The organism is Streptomyces sp. NPDC096079 (assembly GCF_040303145.1).
GTDB lineage: Bacteria > Actinomycetota > Actinomycetes > Streptomycetales > Streptomycetaceae > Streptomyces.
Genome location: NZ_JBEOST010000008.1, coordinates 323,424 through 349,116, shown reverse-complemented (window position 1 = coordinate 349,116; position 25,693 = coordinate 323,424). Strand labels below are relative to the sequence as shown.

Here is a 25,693-nt window from a genome sequence, read left to right as displayed (position 1 = left end):
GACCCGAGTAGCTCCGCTACGAGGGCCTTCGTCCGGCACGCCGAGGGCACGCACCGGACACCGCGGGCACCGCACAGGACTTTCGAAACACCCCCGCGGCCTGGCCTGTCCGGAAAGCCCCGTCGTCTGCCCGCGAGCCAGGCGGGACCTTCCGGACCGCCCCAGGGTCCGCGAAGCCCCGCCCGGCCAGCGGTGGGGCCCGTCCCTGCCTCCGGACTCCGGACGGATCCGGTGTCCGGAGGCTGAGACACTAGGGGCATGATCGAAGCGCGGCGGTTGCACATCCTCCGTGCGGTGGCCGACCACCGCACGGTCACGGCGGCGGCCGCCGCGCTCTATCTCACCCCCTCCGCCGTCTCCCAGCAGCTCGCCGCCCTGGAGCAGGAGACCGGCCACCGGCTCGTGGACCGCAGCGCGCGCGGCGCGCGCCTCACCCCGGCCGGGGAGATCCTCCTCAGTCACGCCAACGCCGTGCTCGCCCAGCTGGAGCGGGCCGAGGCCGAGCTCGCCGCGTACGGCTCCGGGGACGCCGGCACGGTCACGGTGGCCGCGTTCGCCACCGGCATCGGGCTCGTGGTGGCCCCCGCCATCACGGCCCTCGCCCGCACCGCGCCCGGCATCCGGGTCCGGGTCAGGGACGCGGAGGGCGACGAGAGCCTGCTCATGGTCCTGGACCGGCAGGTCGACGTGGCCGTCGCCGTCGAGTACCGGGGGGCACCCGGCGAGGACGACCCCCGGCTCACCCGGGTCCCGCTCTACGCCGAGCCGTTCGACGCGGTCCTGCCGCCCGGCCACCCGCTGGCCGCCGGCGAGCGAGTGGCCCTCGGCGACCTCGCGAAGGACGCCTGGATCGGCCAGTCCGCGGGCAATCCCTGTCATGACGTGACCGTCCTGGCCTGCGAGTACGCGGGGTTCACCCTCAACCCGGAGCACTCCTCCGACGACTTCCGTGCCGTCGTCGCCCTCGCCGCGGCGTCCGCGGGCGTGGCGCTGGTACCGCGCTCGGCCCTGCGCGGCATGGAGCTCGGCGGTGTGGAGGTCCGCCCGATCGAGGGCGTCGCACCGACCCGACGGGTCTTCGCCGCCGTCCGGCGCGGCGCGGAGGACCACCCCCTGATCAGCCCCGTCCTCGGGGCGCTCGGCGACGCGGCCGGACCCCGGGCCTGACGGCAGAGTTCCGGACGATCACGCTCCTTTTCAGGTGGTTCGCTCTCGAACATCTCTTGGATCGCCGCAGGTGGAAGCGTTGTGCAAGCTTGTACGACTCTTCGGCGGCAGCCCCGTGCGGGTCACCCGAAGACGGCCCGCACCCCCTCTCAGCTTCCCGAACGACCAATCGGTCGGGTCCGGCGCCCGGTGGCGGCCGGAAAGTGCGGACAGATGTGCGATCACTCTGCGCGTCGACGAGACTCCACTCCGCAGCCGATCGGCTCGCACCCCTGAAACCACGCGAAGGGACACCCCCGTGCGTCACGTCCGTACCCTCGGCGCCACCGCGCTCGCCACCGCCGCCGGCCTCGCCCTCATCGGCTCGGCCCTCGTCGGCACCGCCGAGGCCACCCCCGAAGGCCTCTACCCGCCGTCGGCGCTCGTCCTCACCCTCGGGCAGGGGGACAGCCCCAAGACGGCCCGCGTCGTCCGCGCCGTCACCCTGAGCTGCGCCCCCACCCCCGGCGGCACGCACCCCAGCCCCGCGACCGCGTGCGCCGAACTGGCCGCGAGCGGCGGCGACCTGGGCGCCCTGACGGTCCGGTCGGGCGGCCGGCCCTGCACGCGCGAGTGGGCGCCGGTGACGATCACCGGCGACGGCGTCTGGGAGGGCCGGCGGATCTCCTGGTCTCAGACGTACGGCAACGCGTGTGAGCAGCACGCCCGCACGGCCTCGGCGGCGGCCCTCGCCTTCTGACGGCGCGGAACCCGGAGCCGCGCCGTCAGAAGGCGGCGCGGCTCCTTGGAGGACGGCCGGTGCCCGCCCGGGCACCGGCCGTCCCGTGCGCCTCGGTCGCTTACCAGATGGTGGAGAAGCCGAGGCGGAGCTTCTCGTCGCCGGTCCGCACGGCGAGGGAGCCGTTCTTCACGTCCGCCGCTTCGGCGTCGGTCAGTGCGGTGGTGAAGAGCCGTACGTCGTCGAGGGTCCCCCGGAAGAGCTGCGCGACGCCGGGCGGCTGGTTGGGGAAGTCGGGCCGGGCGCCGATGTGGATGTTGAACTCACCGGCGGGGGTGAGGTTCCGGTCCGAGGCGGTGCCTTCCTCCGGCATGGTCGCGGACCCGGTCCTGCCCCCGTCCACGGCCAGGCGGACGGTGAGGCCCTGACGGGTGAACACGACGTGGTGCCACTGGTTGTCGTTGTACGAGGACGGGAGCGTCACCTCGGTGGTGCCCTTGTCCGTGCCGACGGTGCCGCGCAGCACGCCGCCGCCGGGCTCGGCGCGGACCGAGAAGTGCCGGCCCGTCATGCCGTACGCCCAGATGATCGGCAGGGTGCCGGTCGTGGCGTTGTGCCTGAACCAGGCCGTGACGGTGAAGTCCTTGTCCTCGACCCGCAGGGACGGCGAGCAGACGAGACGCAGGTAGTCGTCCTCGCCGTCGAAGTCCATGGCGACGCCGTCGAGCCGCGTCCCGAGCCGCGCCCCGCCGTGGACGATGGCGTGGTTGCCGGCCTCGCCGGCGGCCTTGACGCGCGTGTCGGAGGTGCGCGGGCGGCGCAGCTCCGTCTGGGAGTCCTTCATGGCCGTCTCGGTGAAGGCGGCGAAGTCGACGTTGCCGTGCGGGATGTTGCCGGCCGTCTCGTAGGCGATGCCGATGGAACCGTTCGGCAGGAGCGTCAGGTCGGAGTAGCCCGCACGGTTCCCCGTGACCAGGGTGCCGACGGTCTGCCAGGTCTTCCCCTCGTCGTACGAGGAGCGGACGGCCAGCTCGCGCCGGTCCTCCAGCGCGCTCGGGCCGAGGCGCGAGGCCCCCGAGTACAGCAGCTGGTCGGGCTTCTTGTCCCGGTCCATGGCGTGCAGCCGCAGCAGGGAGCCGAACACCGGGGAGGTGTCCAGGTTGGCCACCTGGGTGAAGGGGGCCGCGAAGGAGCCGCCGCCGTCGGTGGCGACGGTCTCCAGGCGGTGCTCGTTGGTCAGGCAGTGCGTCGGCGCGGAGTTGCGGGCGTTGACGTAGACGTTGCCGTCGACGGTCTCGGCGACCGTCAGCTCACCCGGGTACGCACCGGACTTGCTCACCTCGGAGGTGGCGCCGAGCGACCAGGTGAGGCCGCCGTCGTCGCTGACGTAGAGCTGGCCGCCGGCGGTCGTGTCACCCCCGGCCGTGTGGTCGCCGGGAACGACGAGCCGGCCGTGGTGCTGTCCGCGGCTCAGCTGGATGCCGTGACCGGGGCCGGTGGAGACCCACCCCCAGCCGGCTGCCTTGAGCTGCTTCTGTTCCACGCTCGCGGTCCAGGTCAGGCCGCCGTCCATGCTGGAGGTGGCGTAGACCGAGCGCCCGAATCCGGTGCGGCTGGGCTTGGCCGGGTCGTGGTTCCACTCGCTGCTGGAATACAGGAGGGTGATCCGGCCGGAGACCGCGTCCACGACCGGCGCGGGGTTGCCGTGGGCGAGCTCGTCGGAGCCGCCGGCGACGACCTGGAGGGGCTGCCAGGTGGCACCTCCGTCGAGGGACCTCCTGAGCACGATGTCGTTGTCGCCGACGTCGTGGCAACCGGTCGTCGTCAACCGGTTGCGACCCTCGGCGAAGGCGAGGAGGACGCCGTCCTCGCTGGTGACGAGGGCGGGGATGCGGGTGCAGTAGTAGGCATCCCGCGCCTTGAACGGTGTGGTCGAGACCTGTTTCGCGACCACCGGCGCGGCGCTCGTGGCCGTCGTCGACGCCATGGCCGGCGCCTGCGGTGTGACCGTGAGCACGAACGCGGCCAGGACCGCGAGGGAGAGCGCGCCGAACCATGCGGACAGCGCGAAGCGGCGACCGTCCGGTGGACGGCGCTCGGACAGGGGCAGCATGAAGGAACACCTCTGACGCATGCGAAAAGGGAAAGTGGAGGCGACTGCTGACGGGGCGGCCGGGCCGGGAAGCGGTCGTGCCGCGTTCGCCGGCGGGTCGGTTGCGGCGACCCCCGCGCGGTGGAAGGCACCGCGAACGGGTGACGCGACGGACGCTCGCCTCGGCGTTCGTCTCATCCCCCCGGTGAGATCTTCCGGAGTTGACGCTACCTCATGTGATCACGTGTGTGCAGCTCGCTTCCTTGTTCGTCCGACGGTTCGTCAGGCATGCCTCAATCGGCCGACCTGGTCCAGCCGTTCGCCGCGATCCGTGCCCCGTCCGCCGGTCGCGCCTCGTCGAACACCGGCACCCCCGCGGCGTCGAGCAGCCGCAGCCCGTCCACGTACACGCCCCGTCCCACGTACCGCTGGTCGGTGGCGTACCGCCAGCGCACCAGGGGGCCGCTCCCGGGCAGCGGCGCGGACACGGTGTGCCAGGCGCGCCCGGACCAGCCGCCGACGGTGCCCGTCGGGTGCTCGGCGCTGCCGCCGGTGGTGAAGGGCGCCGGCCGCCAGGTCGCGCCGCCGTCGGCCGAGGTCTCCAGGGACACCGGGTCGGCGCCGGGCTCGGTGTCCCACCACAGGGCGCACTCCAGGCGTGCGGCGCCCGGTACCTGAGGGAGCGTCAGGGTGGCCGTGGTGGTGTTCGTCATGCCGGCGAACCAGGCGGTGCGGCCCCGGGCGGGCCGTACGGGCACGGCTCTGGCCAGTCGGTCGGCCGTGGCGACGCGCGGTGCCGAGCCGGAGCGCCAGGAGCGCACGGGATGAACGGAGTTGCCGAGCACGACGAGGAACGTGTCGGTCGTCGGGTCGAGGACGAGGCTGGTGCCGGTGAAGCCGGTGTGTCCGGCGGTGCGCGGGGTGGCCATGGCGCCCATGTACCAGTGCTGGTAGAGCTCGAAGCCGAGCCCGTGCTCGTCGCCGGGGAAGGCGGTGTTGAAGTCCGTGAACATCAGCTCCACGGAGGCGGGGGAGAGGATGCGGGCCCGGCCGTACGCGCCGCCGTTGAGCAGGGTGCGGGCGAGGACCGCGAGGTCCCAGGCGCGGGAGAAGACCCCGGCGTGGCCCGCGACGCCGCCGAGGGCGTACGCGTTCTCGTCGTGGACCTCGCCCCGCACCATGCCCCGGTCGAGGCCGGACCAGGGTGGGCGGGCGTCCTCGGTGGCGGCGATCCCCGGCCGCCAGGAGAGCGGGGGATTGAAACGCGTGCGGTGCATCCCGAGCGGAGCGGTGATCTCGTCGTGGAGCAGGGTGTCCAGACCGTGACCGGTGATCTCCTCCAGGATCAGCTGGAGCGAGATCAGGTTCAGATCGGAGTAGAGGTACGTGGAACCGGGCCGGTTCGCCGGGGTCTCGACCCACAGGAGGCGGAGCATGCCCTCCCGCGTCGGCTCCCGGTAGAGCGGGATCCACGACCGGAACCCCGAGGTGTGGGTGAGCAGCTGCCGCACGGTGACGTCCTGCTTCCCGCCGCCGCCGAACTCCGGCAGGTACGCGGTGACCTTCGCCTCCAGATCCAGCGCCCCGCGCTCGATCTGCTGCACCGCGAGGATCGAGGTGAACAGCTTCGACACCGACGCGAGGTCGAAGACGGTGTCCACCGTCATCGGCACCCGCCGCTCCGGCGGCAGCTCGACCCCGCTGTCGGTCTTCTCGTCGTACGCCGCGTACCGCACGGCCGAGCCGATCGCGCGGTGCAGGGCGACGGTGCCACCCCGCCCCGCGAGCAGTACGGCGCCGGCGTACCAGGGGTGTGTGGGGGAGGGCGCGAGGAACCGCTCGGCCTCGGTGACCAGGGCGTCCAGGTGCGGCGCGAGCAGCCCCGCCCGCTCGGCCGAGCCGCGCCGCAGCGTGGTCCGCGGGGCCGCCGGCGCGGACCGGGGCCGGGCGGCCCGTGACCCCGGACCGGGCGCGTCCGCGGACGCGCCGCCCGGCACCGCACCGATCACCAGCGCACCTCCGAGGGCCAGGACGCCGCCGCCGAACGCGCGGCGGCTCGGCCTTCCGTCTCGTTCCGTGTCCTCCGTCATGTCCACCCTCTCCCACCGGGTGCCGCGGCGAAACGCCGACGTGCCGCCCGTGCCGACCCCAAAGAATCTGACGATGCATCAGAAAACCTCTTCCCTCCGCCGCGCCGCTGCGGCATCCTGCCGCCCATGGAGACGGAGCTGAGTCGCACACTGGGGATCGAGCACGCCATCTTCGGCTTCACGCCCTTCCCCGCGGTGGCCGCCGCGCTCACCAGAGCCGGCGGGTTCGGCGTCCTCGGCGCGGTCCGCTACACCGCGCCCGACGACCTCGCCCGGGACCTCGACTGGATGCAGGAGCACACCGACGGGCTGCCCTACGGCCTCGACGTCGTGATGCCCGCGAAGAAGGCGGTCGAGGGGGTCACCGAGACCGAGATCGAGGCGATGATCCCCGAGGAGCACCGGGCGTTCGTCCGCGCCACCCTCGCCAAGCACGGCGTGCCCGAACTGGCCGAGGGCGAGGCCTCGGGCTGGCGCATCACCGGCTGGATGGAGCAGGTCGCCCGGAGCCAGCTCGACGTGGCCTTCGACTACCCGATCAAGCTCCTCGCCAACGCGCTCGGCTCGCCGCCGCCCGACGTCGTCGCCCGCGCCCACGAGCACGGCGTCCTCGTCGCCGCCCTCGCCGGCAGCGCCCGCCACGCCCGCCACCACGCCGAAGCCGGCATCGACGTCGTCGTCGCCCAGGGGTACGAGGCGGGCGGCCACACCGGCGAGATCGCCTCCATGGTCCTCACCCCCGAGGTCGTCGACGCCGTCTCCCCGCTGCCCGTGCTCGCCGCCGGAGGCATCGGCAGCGGCGAGCAGATCGCCGCCGGGCTCGCCCTCGGAGCCCAGGGCGTCTGGCTCGGCTCGATCTGGCTCACCACCACCGAGGCCGAACTGCACTCCCGCGCCCTCACGGCCAAGCTCCTCGCCGCCGGCTCCGGCGACACGGTCCGCTCCCGCGCCCTGACCGGCAAGCCCGCCCGCCAGCTCCGCACCGAGTGGACCGACGCCTGGGACGACCCGGCGGGACCCGGACCGCTCCCCATGCCGCTCCAGGGACTCCTCGTCGCCGAGGCCGTGTCCCGCATCCAGAGGTACGAGGTCGAGCCGCTACTCGGCACCCCCGTCGGACAGATCGTCGGGCGGATGAACTCCGAGCGCAGCGTCCAGGAGGTCGTGGACGAGCTCACCCGCGGCTTCGAGAAGGCCGTCGACCGCATCAACCGCATCGCCGGACGGAGCACCCCGTGACTCAAGGCCCCACCGGATTCTGGGCCCAGGCCGCCGCCGACCCCGCCCGCACGGTCCTCGTCGCGCCCGACGGCGAGGAGTGGAGCGCCGGCCGGCTGCACGCCGAGGCCAACCGTCTCGTCCACGGACTGCGCGCCGCGGGGCTCGAACGCGGCGATGCCTTCGCCGTGGTCCTGCCCAACGGCCCCGAGTTCTTCACCGCCCATCTCGCCGCCTCCCAGGCCGGGTTCTACCTCGTGCCCGTCAACCACCACTTCGTCGGCCCCGAGATCGCCTGGATCGTCGCCGACTCCGGCGCCAAGGTCCTCGTGGCCCACGAGCGCTTCGCCGAGGCCGTGACGCTCGCCGCCGACGAGGCCGCTCTCCCGCCCACCCGCCGGTACGCCGTCGGCGCGATCCCCGGCTTCCGCCCGTACGCCGAGCTGCTCGACGGCCAGGACGACGCGGCCCCCGCCGACCGCACCCTCGGCTGGGTCATGAACTACACCTCCGGCACCACCGGCCGTCCCCGTGGCATCCGCCGCCCGCTCCCGGGGAAGCTCCCCGAGGAGACCCACCTCGGCGGCTTCCTCGGCATCTTCGGCATCCGGCCCGCCGACGGCAACGTCCACCTGGTCTGCTCGCCGCTGTACCACACGGCGGTGCTCCAGTTCGCGGCCGCCGCCCTGCACATCGGGCATCCGCTGGTCCTCATGGACCGGTGGGCGCCCGAGGAGATGCTGCGCCTGATCGACCGGTACGACTGCACCCACACGCACATGGTGCCCACCCAGTTCCACCGCCTGCTCGCCCTCCCGGCGGAGGTCCGGGAGCGGTACGACGTCTCCTCCATGCGCCACGCCATCCACGGCGCCGCTCCCTGCCCCGAGCACGTCAAGCGGGCGATGATCGACTGGTGGGGCCGGTGCGTCGAGGAGTACTACGCGGCCAGCGAGGGCGGCGGCGCCTTCGCCACGGCCGAGGAGTGGCTCAAGCGGCCGGGGACGGTCGGCAGGGCCTGGCCCATCAGCGAACTCGCCGTCTTCGACGACGACGGGAAGCGGCTGCCGCCGGGAGAGCTCGGCACCGTCTACCTCAAGATGAACACCGGCGGCTTCCAGTACCACAAGGACGAGGCGAAGACCGCGAAGAACCGCATCGGCGACTTCTTCACCGTCGGCGACCTCGGCCTCCTGGACGAGGACGGATATCTCTTCCTCCGCGACCGCAAGATCGACATGATCATCTCCGGCGGGGTCAACATCTACCCGGCGGAGATCGAGGCGGCCCTGCTCGCCCATCCCGCGGTCGCGGACGCCGCCGCCTTCGGCATCCCGCACGCCGACTGGGGCGAGGAGGTCAAGGCGGTCGTCGAGGCGGCCGAGGGGTACGAGCCGGGGCCCGCGCTCGCCGCCGAGATCCTGGCCCACTGCGGCGACCGCCTCGCGGGCTTCAAGCGCCCGAAGTCGGTCGACTTCGTCGCGGCGATGCCCCGTGACCCCAACGGCAAGCTCTACAAGCGCCGGCTCCGCGACCCGTACTGGGAGGGCCGCGAGCGCCCGCTCTAGGAGGGGGCGCCCTGGCGGCGCACCATCTCGGCGATCCAGACGGGGGCGAACGGGGACGTGCAGCCCGGGGACGTCGGGTAGTCCCTGAGCACCCCGAGCCGCTCGCCGATGCCGACGGCGCGGGCGCGGTGCTCGGGGTGGTCGATCCCGATCCGGGCCAGACAGGCGTTCATCGCCCACTGGAGCCGGTCGGGGGCGTCCTTCATCCCGGCCTCGATCTCGTCGAGCAGCGCGTCGAGATCGAGGCCCTCGGACTCCTTCGTCACGCGCGCGCCGGTCAGGGCCCAGCCCGCGCTCGCGACCACCGGATCCGGGTCGGCGAGCCAGGCGACGCGCAGTTCCTCGGCGTGCGGGCTCTTCTTCACCACGTAGTTCACGAGCCAGTCGTGCACCTTGGGGGCCCGGGTCTCGCGCACCATGCGGTCCAGCCGTTCGCGCTCGAACGCCTTCGGGCGGCAGACGAGGAGGGCCAGCAGCCGGGCGGCGGTGTCGTCGGTCTCCCAGAGCAGGAGCGCGAGGTCCTGCTGGGTCTTCAGCCGCTTCGCGAGCGCGCGCAGCTTGCCGAGGTTCACGCCGTGGTCGTCGCCGTGCCGCTCGTTGACCGCGCGTGCCTTGGGGTCGTCGAGCCCGGCCAGCTCGGCCATCACCTCGGCCAGTGCCGTCTGTGTCACCTCGGTCTCCTCTTCGTCGCGTGCGGCGTCCAGCCTAGGGGGTGTCTCGTCGATCAGGCCGGATCAGGGAGCGGGTCCAGGGCCGGGAGCAGCTGGGACTCCTCGTAGGCGAAGTGCTCCTCCAGGCGCGTCGCCAGGCGGTCGACCTCGGTGCGCAGGGTCTCCGGGGCGGCGCCTGAGCCCAGCAGGGCCTCCAGTTCGTCGACGGTGCGGGCGACCACCCGGTGCTCGCGGCGCATCCGGTCCAGGGCGTCGGCGAGGTCGGGGAACTGGCGTTCCAGCAGGTCGAAGACGCCGTCCTCGTTGTGGTGGTGGGCGTGGAGCGCGCCGCAGAAGGCGAGGCAGTGGCGGGCGAGCTGCCGGCCGAGGGTGGGCGCGGGGGAGTCCAGGCCCTCGCGGAGCGCGGCGAGTTCGGCGCGGAGCTCGTCGTGGACCTTCACCAGGTGGGCGGCGACGGCCCGGTGCCGCGCCGGGTCGGCGAGGTCCACCCGGTGCAGCGCGACGACCGGGATGACCCGGTCGGTGCCGGACCGGTAGGCGGCGAACGCGGGGTCCCGGGCGCACTGGTCCGCGTACAGCCGGTCCCGCTCCTCGCCCTCCGTCACCACCGCCCGTGCCGCGAAGCGTTCGACGGTGCCCTCGGGGGTGCCGAGCTCGACGGTGACGTGCGGGTCGGCGCGGAGGTTGTGGAACCAGGCGGGGTGCTTCGGTCCGCCGGCGTTCGAGGCGAAGACGAGGAGCCGCGCTCCGTCGCGTGCGCACACGACCGGGGTGGTGTGGGGGCGTCCGCTGCGGGCGCCGGTCGTGGTCAGGAGGAGTAAGGAGGCTCCTTCGAACATGCCGCCCACGCGGCCGCCGCCGGCGCGGAACTCCTCGATGACCCGCTGATTGACATCGGACATGACGGTGCCCTTCGGTAGCATCGATCACGACAGATCTATTTGCTTTGAAAGCAAAGCTAAATCGGAGGGTGCGGAGTGTCAATCGCGGACAGCGGCGACCGGCATGCCGTCGGGCCGGACGTGGACGAGGCCGTCCGCGCACTGCTGCTGCTCATGCCCCGGATGGTCGGGCGGGTCAAACGCATCAGGATCCCCGACGAGCTGCAGTCCCTCACGCTCGCGCCGCGCCATCTCTCCCTCCTCGCCTATCTGCTCTTCGACGGGCCCCTCGGTGTGAACGAGCTCGCGGCGCGCCTGGAGGTCGCCCCGACCACGGTGAGCCTGATGGTCGGCGACCTCGCCAAGAAGGGCGTTCTGGAGCGGGCCGAGGACCCCGCCGACCGGCGGCGGAAGATCGTCTCCATCGCCGAGGCGCACCGCCCCGCGATCGACGGCTGGCTGGGTCGCAGTGCCGGCGCCTGGCGCGCCGCCCTCGCCCCCCTCGGACCGGCGGAACGGAGGATGTTCGTCGAGACCCTCGCCGCGTACGAGAACGGTCTCGCGGACCACGGCGGCTGAACGAAACGGGCGAAAGGTCCACTTGTGGCAGGATACGGATCATGAGTTCGAGCACGGCGGCATTGACACGGCAGTGGACCACCTGGGGGCCGGTGGTGGCGGCGCTTGTGCTCGGCCTGGCCTGGGGGCGCGATCTCCCGGGCTTCGCGGTGGGGATCGTCGTCGTCTGCCTGTTCGCGGGAGTGCTCTCGGCCGTCCATCACGCCGAGGTCATCGCCCACCGCATCGGCGAACCCTTCGGTTCCCTCGTCCTCGCGGTGGCCGTGACCGTCATCGAGGTCGGACTGATCGTCATGCTGATGATCGGAGGCGGCGACAAGGCGACGAGCTACGCCCGGGACACGGTCTTCGCCGCCGTCATGATCACCTGCAACGGCATCGTCGGCCTCTCGCTGCTCGTCGGCGCGCTGCGCAACCGGATCGCCGTCTTCAACGCGGAGGGTTCCGGCGGCGAGCTCGCGGTCGTCTGCACCCTCGCGACCATGACCCTCGTCCTGCCGACCTTCACGACGAGCCACCCGGGCCCCGAGTTCTCCGCCGCACAGCTGGCCTTCGCCGCTGTCTCCTCGCTCCTCCTGTACGGGGTGTTCGTCGCCGTCCAGACGGTCCGGCACCGCGACTACTTCCTGCCGGTGCCGCGGCCGGACCGGGGCATCCCGGAGTCGGAGGACGAGCACGCCGAGCCGCCGACCGCCCGCGCGGCCTGGTTCAGCCTCGGTCTCCTCGTGGTCGCCCTCGTCGCCGTCGTCGGCAACGCCAAGCTCGTCTCGCCCACCATCGAGGACGCCGTCGCCTCCGCGGGCCTGCCCAAGGCGGTCGTGGGCGTCGTCATCGCGCTGATGGTGCTGCTGCCCGAGACGCTCGCCGCCGTGCGGGCGGCGAGCCGGGACCGCATGCAGACCAGCATGAACCTGGCCTACGGCTCGGCCATCGCCAGCATCGGTCTGACCATTCCGGCGATCGCCCTCGCCTCGATCTGGCTGGACGGGCCCCTGATCCTCGGCCTGGGGCCCCTCCACATGGTGCTGCTCGTGCTCACGGCCGTCGTGGGCGCCCTGACCGTGGTGCCGGGACGCGCCACTCTCCTCCAGGGCAGCGTCCATCTCTCGATCTTCGCCGCCTTCGTGTTCCTGTCGTTCAGTCCCTGACGACCACCACCCGCAGACCGGGCGAGCGCAGGATGTCCTTCTCGCAGAACCTGGAGGTCACCCAGCGCTCGCCCGCGTACAGCCGGGTCTGGTCGCTGTAGTGCGGCGACGCCGGGTTCGACGACTGGGAGTACGCGAGCAGGGTGCGGGCCACCGGGCACCGGCCGCCGTCCCAGCCGACCGCCTGGACGTGGCTGGTCCCGTGCGCGACCTCCACGTAACCGCCGCCCGCGGCGCTCCACACCGGCTCGGCCTTGTTCCAGACGCCGAGCGCCTCGGTCCCGCCGCTCACCGGGATCCGCTGCCCGTTCCGTACGACGAACTGGTGGGCGCCGAGCGGCGCGTCGAGGGCGATGCCCGCCGCCCGCAGCTCCGCCGCCGCGTCCCTGAGCGCCTGCGCGAAGCCGGGCACCTCCGTGTTCAGGGTGTGCGGGGTGCCGACCGGGTCGGCCGCCGAGAACGGCACCTTCCACTGGTCGGCCGGCTTCACCGAGCCCGTGAACCTCCGCCAGAACCGGTCGAAGAGCAGCGCGCCCCGGCTGTCCGTGTCCACCGTCCGGTCCCAGGCACCGATCACCCGGCAGACCTCCGGGTCCTCCGGGAGAGCCGACGCGCAGGCCCGCGCCGTGTCAGTCGCGGCCAGGTCACCGGCCGGCACCCGGTTCGCGAACTGCTGCCGCTGGAGGTCGGCCACCGTGAGCCGGCCCCGGTCCGCCATCGCCGACACGTCCTCGATCCCGCCCCGGGTGCGCAGCGAGCGCGGGGTGGCGACGGTGCCGAAGACCCGTTCGTAGCCGGTCAGCGGCCGGTCGGCGTTGGCCAGCCAGGCGCTGTCGTTGGAGTTCTCGACGTACGGGGCGTCCCGCAGGACCGGCATGCGGGACGGTCCGAAGACACCGGGCTGCACCGCGTCGGGGTCGGAGCCGAGCGCGCAGTCCGACCGCGAGCCGTCGAACACGGCGACGCCCGAGGCCGGGTAGGTCGCCCGGCCGAGCGGGGTGGAGCAGCGCGCGGCGAGTTCGTCCGTGATCCGGGGGAGCACCTGGGACTGGGTGAAGAGCGAGTGCCCGGCGGAGTCCGCCGCGACCGTGTTCACCCAGGGCAGCCCCTGGGTGCGCCGCAGGGTGTCGGCGACGTCCTGGACGGACCGGGCCCTTCCGAAGCCGAGCGCGGTGTCGGAGCCGCGCAGGTTCGCCGCGTTGGGGTCGTTCAGGGCGTACGCGGCGGTCGCGGTCCACGGCAGGGGGAGCTGCGCCCCGAGGCCGCCGACGACCGGCCCGTACCGCGTCCACCACTGGGTACGGGTGACGGGGGCGCCGTCCTTGACCGCCACGGTCACCTCGCGCGGGGCCATCCGCTCCGGCCTGCCGTCCACCAGGTAGGAGGTCGGGTCGCCGGGCACGAGCGTCAGCTGGTGCAGGTTGAGCGGCACGCCGGTGGCGACGGTGTGGCTCCAGGCCACCTTGTCGTTGAAGCCGATGTTGACCACGGTCGTCCCGAGCAGCGAGGCGCCGGAGACGTTCAGCTCACCGGGGATGGTCTGCTGGGACTGCCAGAAGCGGCGGCCGCCCTGCCAGGGGTAGTGCGGGTTCCCCAGGAGGAGTCCGCGCCCGTTCGCGGTCGCGGCTCCGGAGAACGCGACGGCGTTGGAGCCCATGGTGGCGTTCTCGGGCGCGAACAGCTCGCGTGCCGCCTCGGCCGTACGGGCCGGGTCGGGGCCGTCAGGGGCGGCGGCGGACGAGCGGGCGGACGGCGGGGGAGCCGCGGCGGGCGGCCGGGCGGCCGTGATGCCGTCCACCGCCCTGCCCTGCCCGCCGAGCACCGAGACGGCGAAGCCGCGCCGGGCCACGTCGAGCGCGGTCACCGGACGGACCCAGTCGGCCCCGGCGCAGGCCGGGTCGGTGACGCGGTTCCGGCGCAGCCAGGCGTTGTAGCCGGCCGCCCAGCCGCGCATCAGCTCCTTCAGGTCCCGGCTCGGTCCGGCGGGCGCCGGCGTCGCGAGCAGCTCCTCGACCGTGCGCGCGTCCCGCACGCCCCGGAAGTACAGGTCGCTGGAGAGGTTCGTGGTGGCGGAGGACAGCGAGCCGTCGGGCGCGGCGTCCGGCCCGAGGTACCGGGAGCGTTCGCCGTTCACGGTCAGGAAGCCGTCGGCGAGCACACAGACCTGGTCGGCGGCCTGCGCCCAGCCCGTGCCGAAGCCGAGGTTCGCGTAGTCCTTCGCCACGATGTGCGGGATGCCGTACTCGGTGTAGCGGATGACCGCCGACAGGCCCCGGTCGGACGGGTGGCGGTCCCGGTCCCCGGAGTCGGCGGCCGCCGCTCCGGGCAGCGAGGCCGTGACGACGGCGAGGGCCGCGCCGGTGAGCGCCAGATGTTTCAGACGGGTACGGAGGTGCAAGATGCCTCCCAACGGGCTGACGGGCACTGCGGGTCGGACCATGCACGCAGCTGCCCGGCCCCTTGTCAACATCCCGTTCGGTATCCGAGGTCCGGGCATGTACGGCGCGCCGCACGGTACTTGACCTTCCGCCCTCCGCGCGCGGAGGATCACCGCATGGAGCGACTCCTCAGCCGAACCGTCGACGGTGTCCTGCGCGCGAGCGCCCGGCGGGTGCCCGACCGGATCGCCCTCCGGTACGCCGACCGGGCCTGGACCTACGCCGATCTGGACGCCGCCGTCTCCACCGCCGCAGCCGTGCTGCGGGAGCCGCGCCACGGCCTCGCGCTGCCGGAGTCCGCCCGGGTCGCGACGTACGGCCACAACTCCGACGCCTACCTCATCGCGTTCCTCGCGTGCGCCCGGGCCGGCCTGGTCCACGTGCCGGTCAACCATCATCTGACCGGTGAGGACCTCGCGTACCTCCTGGAGCAGTCGGACAGCTCGCTCGTGCTCGCCGACCCCGCCCTCGCCGACCGGATCCCGGACGGTTTCGCGGTCAAGGCGCTGCGCGACGCTCCCGGTTCGCTGCTCGACGCGCTCGCCGAACCGGAGCCGTACGAGGCCGACCGCGACGCCCGCGACGTCGCCCAGCTCCTCTACACCTCGGGTACCACCGCCCTCCCCAAGGGCGCCGTGATGACCCATCGCGCGCTCGTCCACGAGTACGCGAGCGCGATCGAGGCGCTCGACCTGAGCGAGGACGACCGTCCGGTGCACGCGCTGCCGCTCTACCACTCGGCGCAGACGCACGTCTTCCTGCTGCCCTACCTCGCCGTCGGCGCCGAGAACACGATCGTCGACGGACCCGATCCGGCCGTCCTGTTCGACCTGGTCGAGGCGGGCCGCGCCGACAGCTTCTTCGCCCCGCCGACCGTATGGATCGGCCTCGCCAACCATCCCGCGTTCGCCGAGCGCGACCTGTCCGCCCTGCGCAAGGCCTACTACGGGGCCTCGATCATGCCCGTGCCCGTCCTGGAGAGGCTGCGTGCCCGGCTGCCGGAACTCGCCTTCTACAACTGCTTCGGCCAGTCGGAGATCGGCCCGCTCGCCACCGTCCTCGGACCCGGCGAGCACGAGGGGCGGATGGACTCCTGCGGCCGTCCCGTCCGCCACGTCGAGGCCCGCGTCGTCGACGAGGCCGGCGAGGACGTCCCCGACGGCACACCCGGCGAGATCGTCTACCGCTCCCCGCAGCTGTGCGAGGGCTACTGGCGCAAGCCCGACGAGACCGAGGAGGCCTTCCGCGGCGGCTGGTTCCACTCGGGGGACCTCGCGGTCCGGGACGCCGAGGGCTACCTCACGATCGTCGACCGGGTGAAGGACGTCATCAACTCCGGTGGTGTGCTCGTCGCCTCCCGTCAGGTGGAGGACGCGCTGTACACCCACCCGGAGGTCGCGGAGGCGGCCGTCATCGGCCTCCCCGACGAGCGCTGGATCGAGGCGGTCACGGCCGTCGTCGTCCCCCGCGGGAAGGTCACCGAGGCCGAACTCCTCGACCACACCCGCGAGAGGCTCGCCCACTTCAAGGCGCCGAAGCGCGTCTTCCTCGTGGACGCCCTTCCCCGCAACGCCAGCGGCAAGATCCTCAAGCGGCAGCTCAGGGACCGCTTCGGCGCCTCATGACCGTGGGCGGGCCTCAGGCCGCGCGCTCCTCCACCACGCAGAGGATGTTCCCCTCGCTGTCCTTGAACCAGGCGCCCCGCATGGTGTCCGACTCGACCACGCCGTCGACCGTCTTGATGCCGGGCAGGTCGTACTCCTCGAACGTCACGCCCTTGGAGCGCAGCTCCTTCATCTCGCCGTCGAGATCGGCGACCTTCCAGCTCGCCAGGGTGTGCTCGGCCTTGCCGCCGTAGGGCGTCTCATAGAGGCCGATCGTCGTCCCACCGGTCTCGTACCTGGTGTCCTCGGGTGATTCCCTCGTGAGGGTCAGGCCGAGGGTCTCCGAGTAGAAACGCTTGGCACGGCTCATGTCGCTGACCGGAATGATCGCGGCGATGGGGGAGTCCGACAGCATCGCAACCACCTCCTCCCTCCAGGCTACGCGCCCCGCAGGTCCACGATCCGCTTGATCTTGCCCACCGAGCGCTCCAGCGTCTCCGGGTCGACCACCTCCACGGCGACCGAGACCCCGACGCCGTCCTTCACCGCCGAGGCGATCGCCCGCGCGGCCTCCGCGCGGTCCTGCGGGCTCGCGTCCGGACGGGCCTCGGCCCGCACGGTCAGGGCGTCGAGACGGCCCTCCCGGGTCAGCCGCAACTGGAAGTGCGGGGCCACGCCCGGGGTGCGGAGCACGATCTCCTCGATCTGGGTGGGGAAGAGGTTCACCCCGCGCAGGATGATCATGTCGTCGCTGCGTCCGGTGACCTTCTCCATCCGGCGGAACACCCGCGCGGTCCCCGGCAGCAGCCGCGTGAGGTCCCGGGTGCGGTAGCGGATCACCGGCATGGCCTCCTTGGTGAGCGAGGTGAAGACCAGCTCCCCCTCCTCGCCGTCGGGCAGCAGCTCGCCGGTGAACGGGTCCACCACCTCCGGGTAGAAGTGGTCCTCCCAGATGTGCAGCCCGTCCTTGGTCTCCACGCACTCCTGGGCCACACCGGGGCCGATGACCTCCGACAGGCCGTAGATGTCGACGGCGTCGATCGCGAACCGCTCCTCGATCTCCTTGCGCATCTCCTCCGTCCACGGCTCCGCGCCGAAGACGCCCACCTTCAGGGAGGTCGACCGCGGGTCCACGCCCTGCCGCTCGAACTCGTCGAGCAGCGTCAGCATGTACGAGGGGGTCACCATGATGATCTCGGGCCGGAAGTCCTGGATGAGCTGCACCTGCCGCGCCGTCATGCCCCCGGAGGCCGGGATCACCGTGCAGCCGAGGCGCTCCGCGCCGTAGTGGGCGCCGAGCCCGCCCGTGAACAGACCGTAGCCGTAGGCCACATGGACCTTGTGGCCGGGGCGCGCGCCGGCGGCGCGCAGGGAGCGGGCCACCACGTCGGCCCACATGTCCAGGTCGGCCTCGGTGTAGCCGACGACGGTCGGACGGCCGGTCGTGCCGCTGGAGGCGTGGATGCGCCGGATCCGGGACGGGTCGACGGCGAACATGCCGAAGGGGTAGTGGTCGCGCAGGTCCGACTTGGCGGTGAAGGGGAACCGTGCCAGGTCCGCGAGCGTACGGCAGTCGTCCGGGGTCAGCCCGGCCGCCTCGAAGGAGCGCCGGTAGAAGTCCACGTTCTCGTACGCGTGGCGCAGGGTCGCGCGCAGCCGTTCCAGCTGGAGGGCCGCGAGCTCCTCGCGTCCGAGCCGTTCGCCGCTGTCCAGCAGTTCCGTCATGCGCCACTCCTCCGCCGTCGTAAAACGGACTACCGATCATTCGGTTGATCCGTTCCGGGTCAGTAAAACCGGAGGTACCCGGGGCTTGGCAAGGGGCCGGGCCGACCTTTTTCCGCCGACGCGGCCGCCCGGACGGCGGAGCGCGCGGGGCGCTCGCGGGGTGGCCGGCTCCGACCGGCACTTCGGCCCGCCCGCGCCGCACCCGGATGACGTACACCGCCGTGCGTCACATCGGGACACGGAGAGTGACGTAGTCCGTACGCCCTTCGAGAAAGCGGGTCACCAGGTCGGTCGACACCGCGTCGGCGGCCCATCCGCCCGCCATCGAGCTCCGCCGGATCCAGCTCAGCCTCAGCACCGCCGCCGCCAAGGCCGTCACCGCCGTCACCCTCCTCGCCCTGCCCCGCACCGCCTACCAGGCCGTCGCCGAGCAGTACGAGAACCTCCGCGAGCACGTCCGGAGCGCCGGCGCCGACGGCCACCGCCCGCGCGCCACCAACCGGGCCGGCGAGGCGGCCAGGCGCTCGCGGAGCTCCTGGACCGTCAGGTGCAGACGTCTTCGCCCACCCCCGGGCGATCGCCGCGTTCGGCAAGGAGTGCAGCAAGCGCGGTCTCGCGTTCGACTCCGTGGACGTCGACGGGCGCAGGGCACCGGCCTGGCGCGGGGTCCCCCTGCTGCCCTGCGGGAAGATCCCGGTCACCGACCGGCAGAGCTCCTCGATCATCGCCGTCCGCACCGGAGAGGACAGCGAGGGCGTCATCGGCCTGCACCAGACCGGTCTGCCCGACGAGATCGAGCCCGGCCTCAACTGCCGGTTCATGGGCATCGACGAGATGGCGATCATCTCCTACCTCGTGTCCGCCTCCTACTCCGCCGCGATCCTCGTGCCGGACGCGGTCGGCATCCTCGAGAACGTCGAGGTGCGCCCGCGCGCCTGACCGGCCTCGGGGTCAAAACCCGTTGCCCCGGCTCGATCACGGTGCTGGAGTGGCCGCCATGGAACCCCGGCACCTGCGTGACCTGTACGACCTCCAGCTGCGGCGCGAGGCCCGCCCCGACGGGCCCGGCTGCCGCGTCGAGCGCGTCGGCGCCCTCGTCCGCCAGACCGGCCCCGCGCACGCGTGGAACGGCGTGCTCTGGTCGGGCCTCGACGCGTCGGACGCCGACGGCGCGGTCGCCGGGCAGATCGCGCACTACCGCGCCGCCGGCCTGTCCTTCGAGTGGAAGCTGTACGCGCACGACACCCCCGCCGACCTCGGCGACCGGCTCCTCGCGGCGGGCTTCACCCCTGAAGAGCCCGAGACCCTGATGGCCGCCGAGGCCGCCGACCTGCCGCCGGACGTGCCGCTTCCCGAGGGCGTCGAACTTCGCGCGGTCACCGACGAGTCCGGGGTCCGACAGGTCGTCGAGGTCCACGAGCGGGCCTTCGGCACCGACAGCTCCCACATCGGCCGTCAGCTCCTGGACCGGCTCGCCGCCGACCCCGGCACGGTCCCCGCCGTCGTGGCCGTCGCCGCCGGCGAACCCGTCAGCGCGGCCCGCCTGGACCTGTACCCCGGCACGGACTTCGCGGGACTCTACGGCGGCGGCACCGTCGAGGGCTGGCGCGGCCGCGGCCTCTACCGCGCGCTCGTGTCCCACCGCGCCCGCGTCGCGGCCGCCCGGGGCCACCGCTACGTCCAGGTCGACGCGGCGGACACCAGCCGCCCCATCCTCCGGCGCCTCGGCTTCCTGCCGCTGACGACCACGACGCCGTACGTGTACGAGCCCTGAGTCCTAGGGGGTGTTTCGGAAGCCCCGCACAGCACCCGCGGCGCCCGGCACGCCCCCTCGCCGCACCGGCCAAAGACCCGAGTAGCTCCGCTACGAGGGCCTTCGTCCGGCACGCCGAGGGCACGCACCGGACACCGCGGGCACCGCACAGGACTTTCGAAACACCCCCTAGACCTGCTCGTGCGCGCTCACCACGGCCCGCAGGAGACCGGGGAAGCGCTCCTCGAACTCCTCGCGGCGCAGGGCGTTCATGCGGGAGGTCCCCGCGTAGTGCTGGCGGATGAGGCCGGCCTCGCGCAGGACGTGGAAGTGATGGGTGGCCGTGGACTTGCTGACCGGCAGCTCGATCGTCCCGCAGGCCAGGTCCTCGCCCGCCGCGTACAGCTCGGCGACGATCCGGCGCCTGACCGGGTCGACCAGGGCCTCCAGGACCTGCTGCAGACCGATCTCGCCGAGCTCGGGGTGGGGCGGGACGCGGTCCCGCCGGCCGGTGCGTGCCGTTGCTGTCATCGTGGCGACCTCCGGGAGCATCGTACGACAGGCATCGAAGTTTTATGGGCGTCGAAGTTTGACAGCGGTCGAACCTTGCGCTTGGCTGGGGGCACGACGGCGGAGCGGTCCGTGCCCCGCCGACGCCGAGCCGGGAGGGGAAGGCCGATGAGCAGGGCGAGGACGGTGCGGTTCCACGAGTACGGCGGTCCGGAGGTGCTCCGCGTCGAGGACGTCGAGGTGGGCGGGCCGGGTCCCGGCCAGGTCCTCCTCCGCGTGGAGGCGATCGGCCTCAACCGCGCCGAGGCGCTCTTCCGCAGCGGTCACTACATCGAGCCCGCCCGGAGCTTCCCCGCGCGGATCGGCCTGGAGGCGGCCGGCGTCGTCGAGGCCGTGGGCGACGGGGTGACCGGGTTCTCGGCCGGGCAGGCGGTCAGCGTCGTCCCCTCGTTCTCCATGAACGACCACGGCGTCTACGCCGAGCGCGCGATCGTCCCCGCCTCGTCGCTGGTGCCCCGCCCGGAGGGGCTCGGACCCGTCGAGGGCGCCGCCGTGTGGATGCCGTACGTCACGGCGTACGGCGGCCTCGTCGAGGTCGGGGGGATGCGCGCCGGGGACACGGTCGTCCTCACCGGGGCCTCCAGCAGCGTGGGACTCGCCGCGATCAGGACCGCCCACCGGATCGGCGCCACCCCCCTCGCCACCACCCGCACCCGGGCCAAGAAGGACGCCCTGCTCAAGGCGGGCGCGGCCGAGGTGATCGTCACCGAGGAGGAGGACGTCGCCGAGCGGATACGGGAACTCACCGGCGGGCGCGGCGCCGACCTCGCCTTCGACGGGGTCGCGGGACCCGGTGTCACCGACCTCGTCAGGGCCGTCGCCCCCGGCGGCACGGTGCTGCTCTACGGGGCCGTGAGCGGGCTGCCCACCCCGTACCCCGGCTTCGACCTCGGGATGCCCGCCGTCTCCCTCCGGACGTACACGATGCCGGAGACGACCAGGGACCCCGAGCGGCTGCGGCGGGCCCGCGCCTTCGTCGAGTCCGGGCTGCGCACCGGCTTCTTCGAAGCGGCCGTCGACCGGACCTTCACGCTCGACGAGATCGTCGCCGCGCACCGGGCCATGGAAGCCGGCCACCAGGTGGGCAAGATCGTCGTGACCGTGCCCCAGTAGGCGTCAGGCCGTCCAGTGCGCGGGGCGGTCGAAGCCCTCCGGGAGACGCGTCGCCGCGTTCCCCCGCGCCGAGTTCAGCTGGGGCTGCGTCAGGAAGAGGGCCCCCGTGAGGTCCGCCCCCGACAGGTCGGCGTCGCGCAGGTCGGCGCCGATCAGGTCCGCGAGCGACAGGTCCGCCCCCGTCAGGTCGGCGGCGATGAGCAGCGCCCCGCGCAGGTCCGTGCCCCGCAGCTTCGCCCCGCGCAGCCGCTTGCCGATCAGGTCCGCGCCGCGCCGGCTCTTCGGACGGCCGCCCGCGGTGGCCCGGACCAGCTCGCTCGTCCGGAGCAGCAGCGGGTTCACCTCGGCCCGCACCGCGGCCACGTCCAGCTTCTCCAGGGCCTCCGGCGTGCCCCCGGCCAGCTCCTCCACGCGGGCCAGCGCCGCCCGCAGCTCGGCGTGGACGGGACGCGCCGTCCGCAGGGCCAGCGCCTCCGTGAGGTAGCGCAGCAGCTCGTGCAACTGGCGCACCACCGGGAACACCTCGTACATCTGGTGGGCGGTCTCCGGAGCCTCCCGCCAGGACACTCCGCCGAACGTGACCTGGGAGACCCGCTGACCGGCGCCGAAGCAGTCGTACACCGTGCAGCCCTGGAAGCCGCTCGGCCGCAGCCGCGTGTGGATCCCGCAGCGGAAGTCCTCCTGGAGGTTCCGGCAGGGGTCGCCCGACGACTTGTTCACGGCGAAGTCGGCCGACTTCGCGAAGGGCAGCGCCACGCAGCACAGGCCGAAGCAGTTGGCGCAGTCGCCGCGGAGGGCGGGATCCCTGGTCTCGGGCACGGGGGAACGGTTCCTTAGCGGTTCGGGGACGTCGTCCCACGGTATCGCGCCGCCGCCGCCGTCCCGCCCACGGCGAAACCCCTTGCGACGATCCACCGGGGCCGGTGAGGATCGGGGCCATGCCGACGTTCACCAGCCATGACGGGACCGAACTCGCCTACCGCGTCCAGGGGGAGGGAGAGCCGCTCGTCTGCCTCGCGGGCGGGCCGATGCGCGACGCCGGCTACCTCGGGGACCTCGGCGGACTCGCCGCCCACCGCACCCTCGTCCTGCTCGACGCCCGCGGCACCGGGGCGAGCGCCGTGCCCGCCGACCCCGGCACGTACCGCTGCGACCGGCAGGTCGGCGACGTCGAGGCCCTCCGCGCCCACCTCGGCCTGGAGCGGATCGACCTCCTCGGCCACTCGGCCGGCGGGAACCTCGCCGTCCTGTACGCCGCCGCCCACCCCGAGCGGATCCGCTCCCTCGTCCTGGTCACCTCCGCCGGACGCGCCCTCGGCGTCGTGACCACCGACGAGGAGTGGGACAAGGCCGCCGAGGTCTTCGCCGACCGGCCCTGGTACCCCGAGGCCAGGGCGGCGCTCGACGCCCTCGACGCCGACACCCCACTGCGCCGCGTCCACGAGATCGCCGCCCCCTTCGGCTACGGCCGCTGGGACGCGCACGCCCAGGAGCACGCGGCGGCCGGCGGACGGGAGACGAACTGGGAGGGCGCCCCCCTCTACCACGGCGAAGGCGCCTACGACCCGGACGCGACCCGCCGCGCCCTCGGCGCGCTCAGCGCTCCCGTCCTCGTCGTCGCGGGAGAGCACGACGCCGGGCCGACGCCCGCCAAGGCCGCCGAGGCGGCCGCCTGTTTCCCGCACGCCGAGGTCGTCGTCCAGCCGGGCGCCGGGCACTTCCCCTGGGTCGACGACGCGGAGGCCTTCGTCCGCCCGGTCGCCGCCTTCCTCGACCCGGCCGTCCGCACGGTCACCGTCGACGGCGTACGGCTCTCCTGCCGGGTCGCCGGACCCGAGGACGCCCGGCCCGTCGTCCTCGTCCACGGCCGCGGCGAGAACAGCGGGACCTGGACGGAGATCGCCGCGGACCTGGCGGCCGATCACCGGGTGTACGCGGTCGACCTGCGCGGCCACGGACTCAGCGACCGCCCCGGCCGCTACGGCTTCGACGACTTCCGCGACGAGCTCGGCGGCTTCCTGAAGGCCCTCGGACTGACCGGCGCCGGCGTCGTCGCCCACTCGATGGGCGCCGGCGCCGCGTACCTCCTCGCCCAGCGCGAACCGGGCCTCATCGGCCGCCTCGTCCTGGAGGAGGCCCCGGCCTTCGTCCCGCTCGACCCGCAGCGCCCCGAGGCGGAGCGCCCCGAGGGGCCCCTCGCCTTCGACTGGGACATCGTCCCCGCCACCGACGCCCAGCTGAACGCGCCCGACCCCGCCTGGCGCGCGGGTGCCTCCGCGATCACGGCCCCCACCCTCGTCCTGGCCGGCGGCCCCTCCAGCCACGTCCCCCAGGGCGAGCTCGTCCGCCTCGCCGACGACATCCCCGGCGCCCGCCTCGTCGCGATCGACGCCGGCCACCTGATCCACGAGACCCGCCCGGCGGAATTCCTCGCCGCGATCCGGGAGTTCGGGATCTAGTGCTGTGACCGGAAAGGTTCACCGGGTCGCGACGCCCGGCACGGCACCTCGCCGCGTTGTCGGCCCTCGCGAACGCGTCCAGTACGAGCCGAGGCCCTCCGCCTTGCGATGCACCGCACCGGACGCCGCGACCCGGCAAACCTTTCCGGCCACAGCACTAGGCGGTGCCTTGCCGGTCAGGCCCGGATCAGGGCGTGTCCGCCTCCACCGCCACCGCGCGGGCCCAGCGGTAGTCCGCCTTGCCGCTGGGGGAGCGCTGGACCCGGTCGGTGAGGACCAGCTGGCGGGGGACCTTGTACCCCGCCAGCTGCTGCCGGCAGTGGGTCTGGAGGGTCTCCAGGTCCAGGGGCTCCGCCCCGTCCCTGAGCTGGACGACGGCGGCGACGTGGTTGCCCCACCGGGCGTCGGGCACCCCCGCCACCAGTGCGTCGTACACGTCGGGGTGGGACTTCAGGGCCTGCTCGACCTCCTCGGGGTACACCTTCTCGCCGCCCGTGTTGATGCACTGCGAGCCGCGCCCCAGGACGGTGACCACCCCGCTTCCGTCGACGGTCGCCATGTCGCCGAGGAGCACCCACCGCACCCCGTCCCGCTCGAAGAAGGTCTCGGCGGTCTTGGCCGGGTCGTTGTAGTAGCCGAGCGGGACATGGCCGCGCTGGGCGAGACGGCCGGTCTCGCCCGGCGCGACGGGGACCCGGGTCGCCGGGTCGACGACCTGGGTGCGCTCGTTGACGTGCAGCCGGAATCCCCTGGCCGGACCCGAGTCGTCGGTGGCGCGTCCGTTGGAACCCGACTCGGTGGAGCCGAAGTTGTTGAGCAGCAGCACGTTCGGCATGAGCTCCTGGAGCTGGGCCCGCACCGTCTCGGACATGATCGCCCCGGACGAGGAGAGGCTGAACAGGGCGGACAGGTCCGTGTCCTTGAGCGGTCCGCGCAGCGCGTCCACGAGCGGCCGGAGCATCGCGTCCCCCACCAGGGAGATGCTGGAGACCTTCTCCTTCTCCAGGGTGCGCAGCACCTCCTCGGGCACGTACTTGCGGTGCAGGACCACCCGCTGCCCGTAGTTGAGGGCGATGAACGCCGTCAGCGTGGACGTGCCGTGCATGAGGGGCGGCGCGGGGAAGAAGGTGATCCCGGCGCCGCCGGCCGCGACGCGCTCGGCCAGTTCCTCGGGGCGCTTCACCGGCTCGCCCGAGGGGTCGCCGCCGAACAGCCCGGCGAAGAACAGGTCCTCCTGGCGCCACAGGACGCCCTTGGGCATGCCGGTGGTGCCGCCGGTGTAGATGATGAACAGGTCGTCGGGCGAGCGGGGGCCGAAGCCGCGCCCGGAGGAGCCGGCGGCCTCCGCCTCCGCGAACGCCACGCAGTCGAGCGCCGGGGCGTCCTCGGGAGGGGTCCCCACCCTCACGAGGTGCCGCAGCTTCTCCGTCTGCGGCAGCGCCGCCGCGACCCGTCCGGTGAACTCGGCGTCGAAGACGAGCGCGGCCAGGTCGGCGTCCCGGTAGAGGTAGACGAGCTCCTCCTCCACGTACCGGTAGTTCACGTTGACCGGCACGATCCGCGCCTTGAGGCAGGCGAGGACCGTCTGCAGGTACTCGACGCCGTTGTACAGGTGGAGGCCGAGGTGCTCGCCGGGCCGGACGCCCGCGTCGATCAGGTGGTGCGCGAGCCGGTTGGCGGCGGCGTCGAGCTCGGCGTAGGTGAGCCGTCGCTCGGCGCCGGTGCCCGGATGGTCGACGTACACCAGCGCTTCCCGGTCGGGGACCACGTCGACGACCGATTCGAACAGGTCGGCAAGGTTGTACTCCACCGTTCCTCCTGACCCCGGCTCGCGCTGACTCACATGGACGTGGCGGTCATTAGAGCGCCGACCGGTCACCGGGGGAAGGGGGTGCGCAG

At 73.2% G+C, this 25,693-nt stretch carries 21 protein-coding genes and 1 pseudogene; 11 read left to right on the top strand and 11 right to left on the bottom strand.

Annotation, left to right across the window (positions count from 1 at the left end; genetic code table 11):
* Nucleotides 1-258 precede the first annotated feature (258 nt).
* Together ABTY59_RS19385 and ABTY59_RS19380 are read left to right on the top strand one after the other, a co-directional pair.
* Entirely contained in the window at nt 259-1,167 is a 909-nt protein-coding gene (locus ABTY59_RS19385; protein WP_352020189.1) for a LysR family transcriptional regulator, read from the top strand.
* A 298-nt stretch (nt 1,168-1,465) separates the two neighbouring features.
* Nucleotides 1,466-1,906 (top strand): subtilase-type protease inhibitor, encoded by a 441-nt coding sequence (locus ABTY59_RS19380; RefSeq protein WP_352020188.1) that lies wholly within the window; start codon nt 1,466-1,468, stop codon nt 1,904-1,906.
* A 100-nt stretch (nt 1,907-2,006) separates the two neighbouring features.
* On the opposite strand, the gene ABTY59_RS19375 is transcribed toward ABTY59_RS19380, so the two are convergent.
* Together ABTY59_RS19375 and ABTY59_RS19370 are read right to left on the bottom strand one after the other, a co-directional pair.
* Entirely contained in the window at nt 2,007-3,998 is a 1,992-nt protein-coding gene (locus ABTY59_RS19375; protein ID WP_352020187.1) for an exo-alpha-sialidase, read from the bottom strand.
* Nucleotides 3,999-4,270: 272 nt separating this feature from the next.
* Complete coding sequence (locus tag ABTY59_RS19370) at nt 4,271-6,067, bottom strand: serine hydrolase domain-containing protein (RefSeq protein WP_352020186.1); 1,797 nt, start codon at nt 6,065-6,067, stop codon at nt 4,271-4,273.
* A 126-nt stretch (nt 6,068-6,193) separates the two neighbouring features.
* On the opposite strand from ABTY59_RS19370, the gene ABTY59_RS19365 reads away from it, so the two are divergent.
* A complete protein-coding gene (locus ABTY59_RS19365) occupies nt 6,194-7,306 on the top strand; it encodes an NAD(P)H-dependent flavin oxidoreductase (protein WP_352020185.1) in 1,113 nt (370 codons plus the stop codon).
* A complete protein-coding gene (locus ABTY59_RS19360; protein WP_352020184.1) occupies nt 7,303-8,853 on the top strand; it encodes an acyl-CoA synthetase in 1,551 nt (516 codons plus the stop codon). Before ABTY59_RS19365 ends, ABTY59_RS19360 begins: the two co-directional genes overlap by 4 nt.
* On the opposite strand, the gene ABTY59_RS19355 is transcribed toward ABTY59_RS19360, so the two are convergent.
* Entirely contained in the window at nt 8,850-9,497 is a 648-nt protein-coding gene (locus ABTY59_RS19355) for a DNA alkylation repair protein (protein WP_352020207.1), read from the bottom strand. The two genes, ABTY59_RS19360 and ABTY59_RS19355, sit on opposite strands and share 4 nt — an antisense overlap.
* 80 nt (nt 9,498-9,577) lie before the next feature.
* The gene (locus tag ABTY59_RS19350) at nt 9,578-10,426 is read right to left on the bottom strand and encodes a nitroreductase/quinone reductase family protein (RefSeq protein WP_352020183.1); all 849 of its coding nucleotides are present in this window, start codon (nt 10,424-10,426) and stop codon (nt 9,578-9,580) included.
* 153 nt (nt 10,427-10,579) lie between these two features.
* Between ABTY59_RS19350 and ABTY59_RS19345 the strand changes: the two genes are divergently transcribed.
* Both ABTY59_RS19345 and ABTY59_RS19340 read left to right on the top strand, forming a co-directional pair.
* The gene (locus ABTY59_RS19345; RefSeq protein WP_352020206.1) at nt 10,580-10,984 is read left to right on the top strand and encodes a MarR family winged helix-turn-helix transcriptional regulator; all 405 of its coding nucleotides are present in this window, start codon (nt 10,580-10,582) and stop codon (nt 10,982-10,984) included.
* A gap of 41 nt (nt 10,985-11,025) precedes the next feature.
* Nucleotides 11,026-12,132, top strand: a complete 1,107-nt coding sequence (locus ABTY59_RS19340) for a calcium:cation antiporter (RefSeq protein WP_352020182.1) — start codon at nt 11,026-11,028, stop codon at nt 12,130-12,132.
* On the opposite strand, the gene ABTY59_RS19335 is transcribed toward ABTY59_RS19340, so the two are convergent.
* On the bottom strand, nt 12,122-14,530 hold the full coding sequence (locus ABTY59_RS19335) for a penicillin acylase family protein (protein WP_352020181.1): 2,409 nt from the start codon (nt 14,528-14,530) through the stop codon (nt 12,122-12,124). The two genes, ABTY59_RS19340 and ABTY59_RS19335, sit on opposite strands and share 11 nt — an antisense overlap.
* A 156-nt stretch (nt 14,531-14,686) precedes the next feature.
* Between ABTY59_RS19335 and ABTY59_RS19330 the strand changes: the two genes are divergently transcribed.
* Nucleotides 14,687-16,195, top strand: coding sequence for a fatty acyl-CoA synthetase (locus tag ABTY59_RS19330; RefSeq protein WP_352020180.1), 1,509 nt, complete (start codon nt 14,687-14,689; stop codon nt 16,193-16,195).
* Between the two features lie 13 nt (nt 16,196-16,208).
* On the opposite strand, the gene ABTY59_RS19325 is transcribed toward ABTY59_RS19330, so the two are convergent.
* From ABTY59_RS19325 to ABTY59_RS19315, 3 genes are all read right to left on the bottom strand, one after another.
* Nucleotides 16,209-16,589: a VOC family protein gene (locus tag ABTY59_RS19325; RefSeq protein WP_352020179.1), complete on the bottom strand. Its 381-nt coding sequence runs from the start codon at nt 16,587-16,589 to the stop codon at nt 16,209-16,211.
* A 23-nt stretch (nt 16,590-16,612) separates the two neighbouring features.
* Nucleotides 16,613-17,899: a phenylacetate--CoA ligase PaaK gene (gene paaK, locus ABTY59_RS19320; RefSeq protein ID WP_352020178.1), complete on the bottom strand. Its 1,287-nt coding sequence runs from the start codon at nt 17,897-17,899 to the stop codon at nt 16,613-16,615.
* Between the two features lie 226 nt (nt 17,900-18,125).
* Nucleotides 18,126-18,278: a hypothetical protein gene (locus ABTY59_RS19315; RefSeq protein ID WP_352020177.1), complete on the bottom strand. Its 153-nt coding sequence runs from the start codon at nt 18,276-18,278 to the stop codon at nt 18,126-18,128.
* A 149-nt stretch (nt 18,279-18,427) separates the two neighbouring features.
* Between ABTY59_RS19315 and ABTY59_RS19310 the strand changes: the two are divergent.
* Nucleotides 18,428-18,838: pseudogene (locus ABTY59_RS19310) on the top strand (Crp/Fnr family transcriptional regulator); the annotation flags it as partial.
* Between the two features lie 58 nt (nt 18,839-18,896).
* Nucleotides 18,897-19,673: a GNAT family N-acetyltransferase gene (locus tag ABTY59_RS19305; RefSeq protein WP_352020176.1), complete on the top strand. Its 777-nt coding sequence runs from the start codon at nt 18,897-18,899 to the stop codon at nt 19,671-19,673.
* Between the two features lie 168 nt (nt 19,674-19,841).
* Here the strand turns inward: ABTY59_RS19305 and ABTY59_RS19300 are convergent, their stop codons facing one another.
* Nucleotides 19,842-20,183, bottom strand: coding sequence for an ArsR/SmtB family transcription factor (locus tag ABTY59_RS19300; RefSeq protein WP_352020175.1), 342 nt, complete (start codon nt 20,181-20,183; stop codon nt 19,842-19,844).
* 147 nt (nt 20,184-20,330) lie between these two features.
* On the opposite strand from ABTY59_RS19300, the gene ABTY59_RS19295 reads away from it, so the two are divergent.
* On the top strand, nt 20,331-21,335 hold the full coding sequence (locus tag ABTY59_RS19295) for a zinc-dependent alcohol dehydrogenase family protein (protein WP_352020174.1): 1,005 nt from the start codon (nt 20,331-20,333) through the stop codon (nt 21,333-21,335).
* A 3-nt stretch (nt 21,336-21,338) separates the two neighbouring features.
* On the opposite strand, the gene ABTY59_RS19290 is transcribed toward ABTY59_RS19295, so the two are convergent.
* Nucleotides 21,339-22,154, bottom strand: coding sequence for a pentapeptide repeat-containing protein (locus ABTY59_RS19290; RefSeq protein WP_352020173.1), 816 nt, complete (start codon nt 22,152-22,154; stop codon nt 21,339-21,341).
* 119 nt (nt 22,155-22,273) lie between these two features.
* Between ABTY59_RS19290 and ABTY59_RS19285 the strand changes: the two genes are divergently transcribed.
* Nucleotides 22,274-23,794, top strand: a complete 1,521-nt coding sequence (locus ABTY59_RS19285; RefSeq protein ID WP_352020172.1) for an alpha/beta fold hydrolase — start codon at nt 22,274-22,276, stop codon at nt 23,792-23,794.
* A 187-nt stretch (nt 23,795-23,981) separates the two neighbouring features.
* Here ABTY59_RS19285 and ABTY59_RS19280 read toward each other — a convergent pair whose 3' ends face one another.
* A complete protein-coding gene (locus tag ABTY59_RS19280) occupies nt 23,982-25,604 on the bottom strand; it encodes an acyl-CoA synthetase (RefSeq protein WP_352020171.1) in 1,623 nt (540 codons plus the stop codon).
* Nucleotides 25,605-25,693: the final 89 nt, after the last annotated feature.

Bases quoted from the DNA above. Each gene is read 5' to 3' on its own strand.
- ABTY59_RS19345 (WP_352020206.1), top strand. From the start codon at position 10,580: ATGCCCCGGATGGTCGGGCGGGTCAAACGCATCAGGATCCCCGACGAG.
- ABTY59_RS19295 (WP_352020174.1), top strand. From the start codon at position 20,331: ATGAGCAGGGCGAGGACGGTGCGGTTCCACGAGTACGGCGGTCCGGAG.
- ABTY59_RS19375 (WP_352020187.1), bottom strand. From the start codon at position 3,998: ATGCTGCCCCTGTCCGAGCGCCGTCCACCGGACGGTCGCCGCTTCGCG.
- ABTY59_RS19305 (WP_352020176.1), top strand. From the start codon at position 18,897: ATGGAACCCCGGCACCTGCGTGACCTGTACGACCTCCAGCTGCGGCGC.
- ABTY59_RS19355 (WP_352020207.1), bottom strand. From the start codon at position 9,497: ATGGCCGAGCTGGCCGGGCTCGACGACCCCAAGGCACGCGCGGTCAAC.
- ABTY59_RS19340 (WP_352020182.1), top strand. From the start codon at position 11,026: ATGAGTTCGAGCACGGCGGCATTGACACGGCAGTGGACCACCTGGGGG.
- ABTY59_RS19285 (WP_352020172.1), top strand. From the start codon at position 22,274: ATGCCGACGTTCACCAGCCATGACGGGACCGAACTCGCCTACCGCGTC.
- ABTY59_RS19330 (WP_352020180.1), top strand. From the start codon at position 14,687: ATGGAGCGACTCCTCAGCCGAACCGTCGACGGTGTCCTGCGCGCGAGC.
- paaK (WP_352020178.1), bottom strand. From the start codon at position 17,899: ATGACGGAACTGCTGGACAGCGGCGAACGGCTCGGACGCGAGGAGCTC.
- ABTY59_RS19370 (WP_352020186.1), bottom strand. From the start codon at position 6,067: ATGACGGAGGACACGGAACGAGACGGAAGGCCGAGCCGCCGCGCGTTC.
- ABTY59_RS19365 (WP_352020185.1), top strand. From the start codon at position 6,194: ATGGAGACGGAGCTGAGTCGCACACTGGGGATCGAGCACGCCATCTTC.
- ABTY59_RS19325 (WP_352020179.1), bottom strand. From the start codon at position 16,589: ATGCTGTCGGACTCCCCCATCGCCGCGATCATTCCGGTCAGCGACATG.
- ABTY59_RS19350 (WP_352020183.1), bottom strand. From the start codon at position 10,426: ATGTCCGATGTCAATCAGCGGGTCATCGAGGAGTTCCGCGCCGGCGGC.
- ABTY59_RS19300 (WP_352020175.1), bottom strand. From the start codon at position 20,183: ATGACAGCAACGGCACGCACCGGCCGGCGGGACCGCGTCCCGCCCCAC.
- ABTY59_RS19385 (WP_352020189.1), top strand. From the start codon at position 259: ATGATCGAAGCGCGGCGGTTGCACATCCTCCGTGCGGTGGCCGACCAC.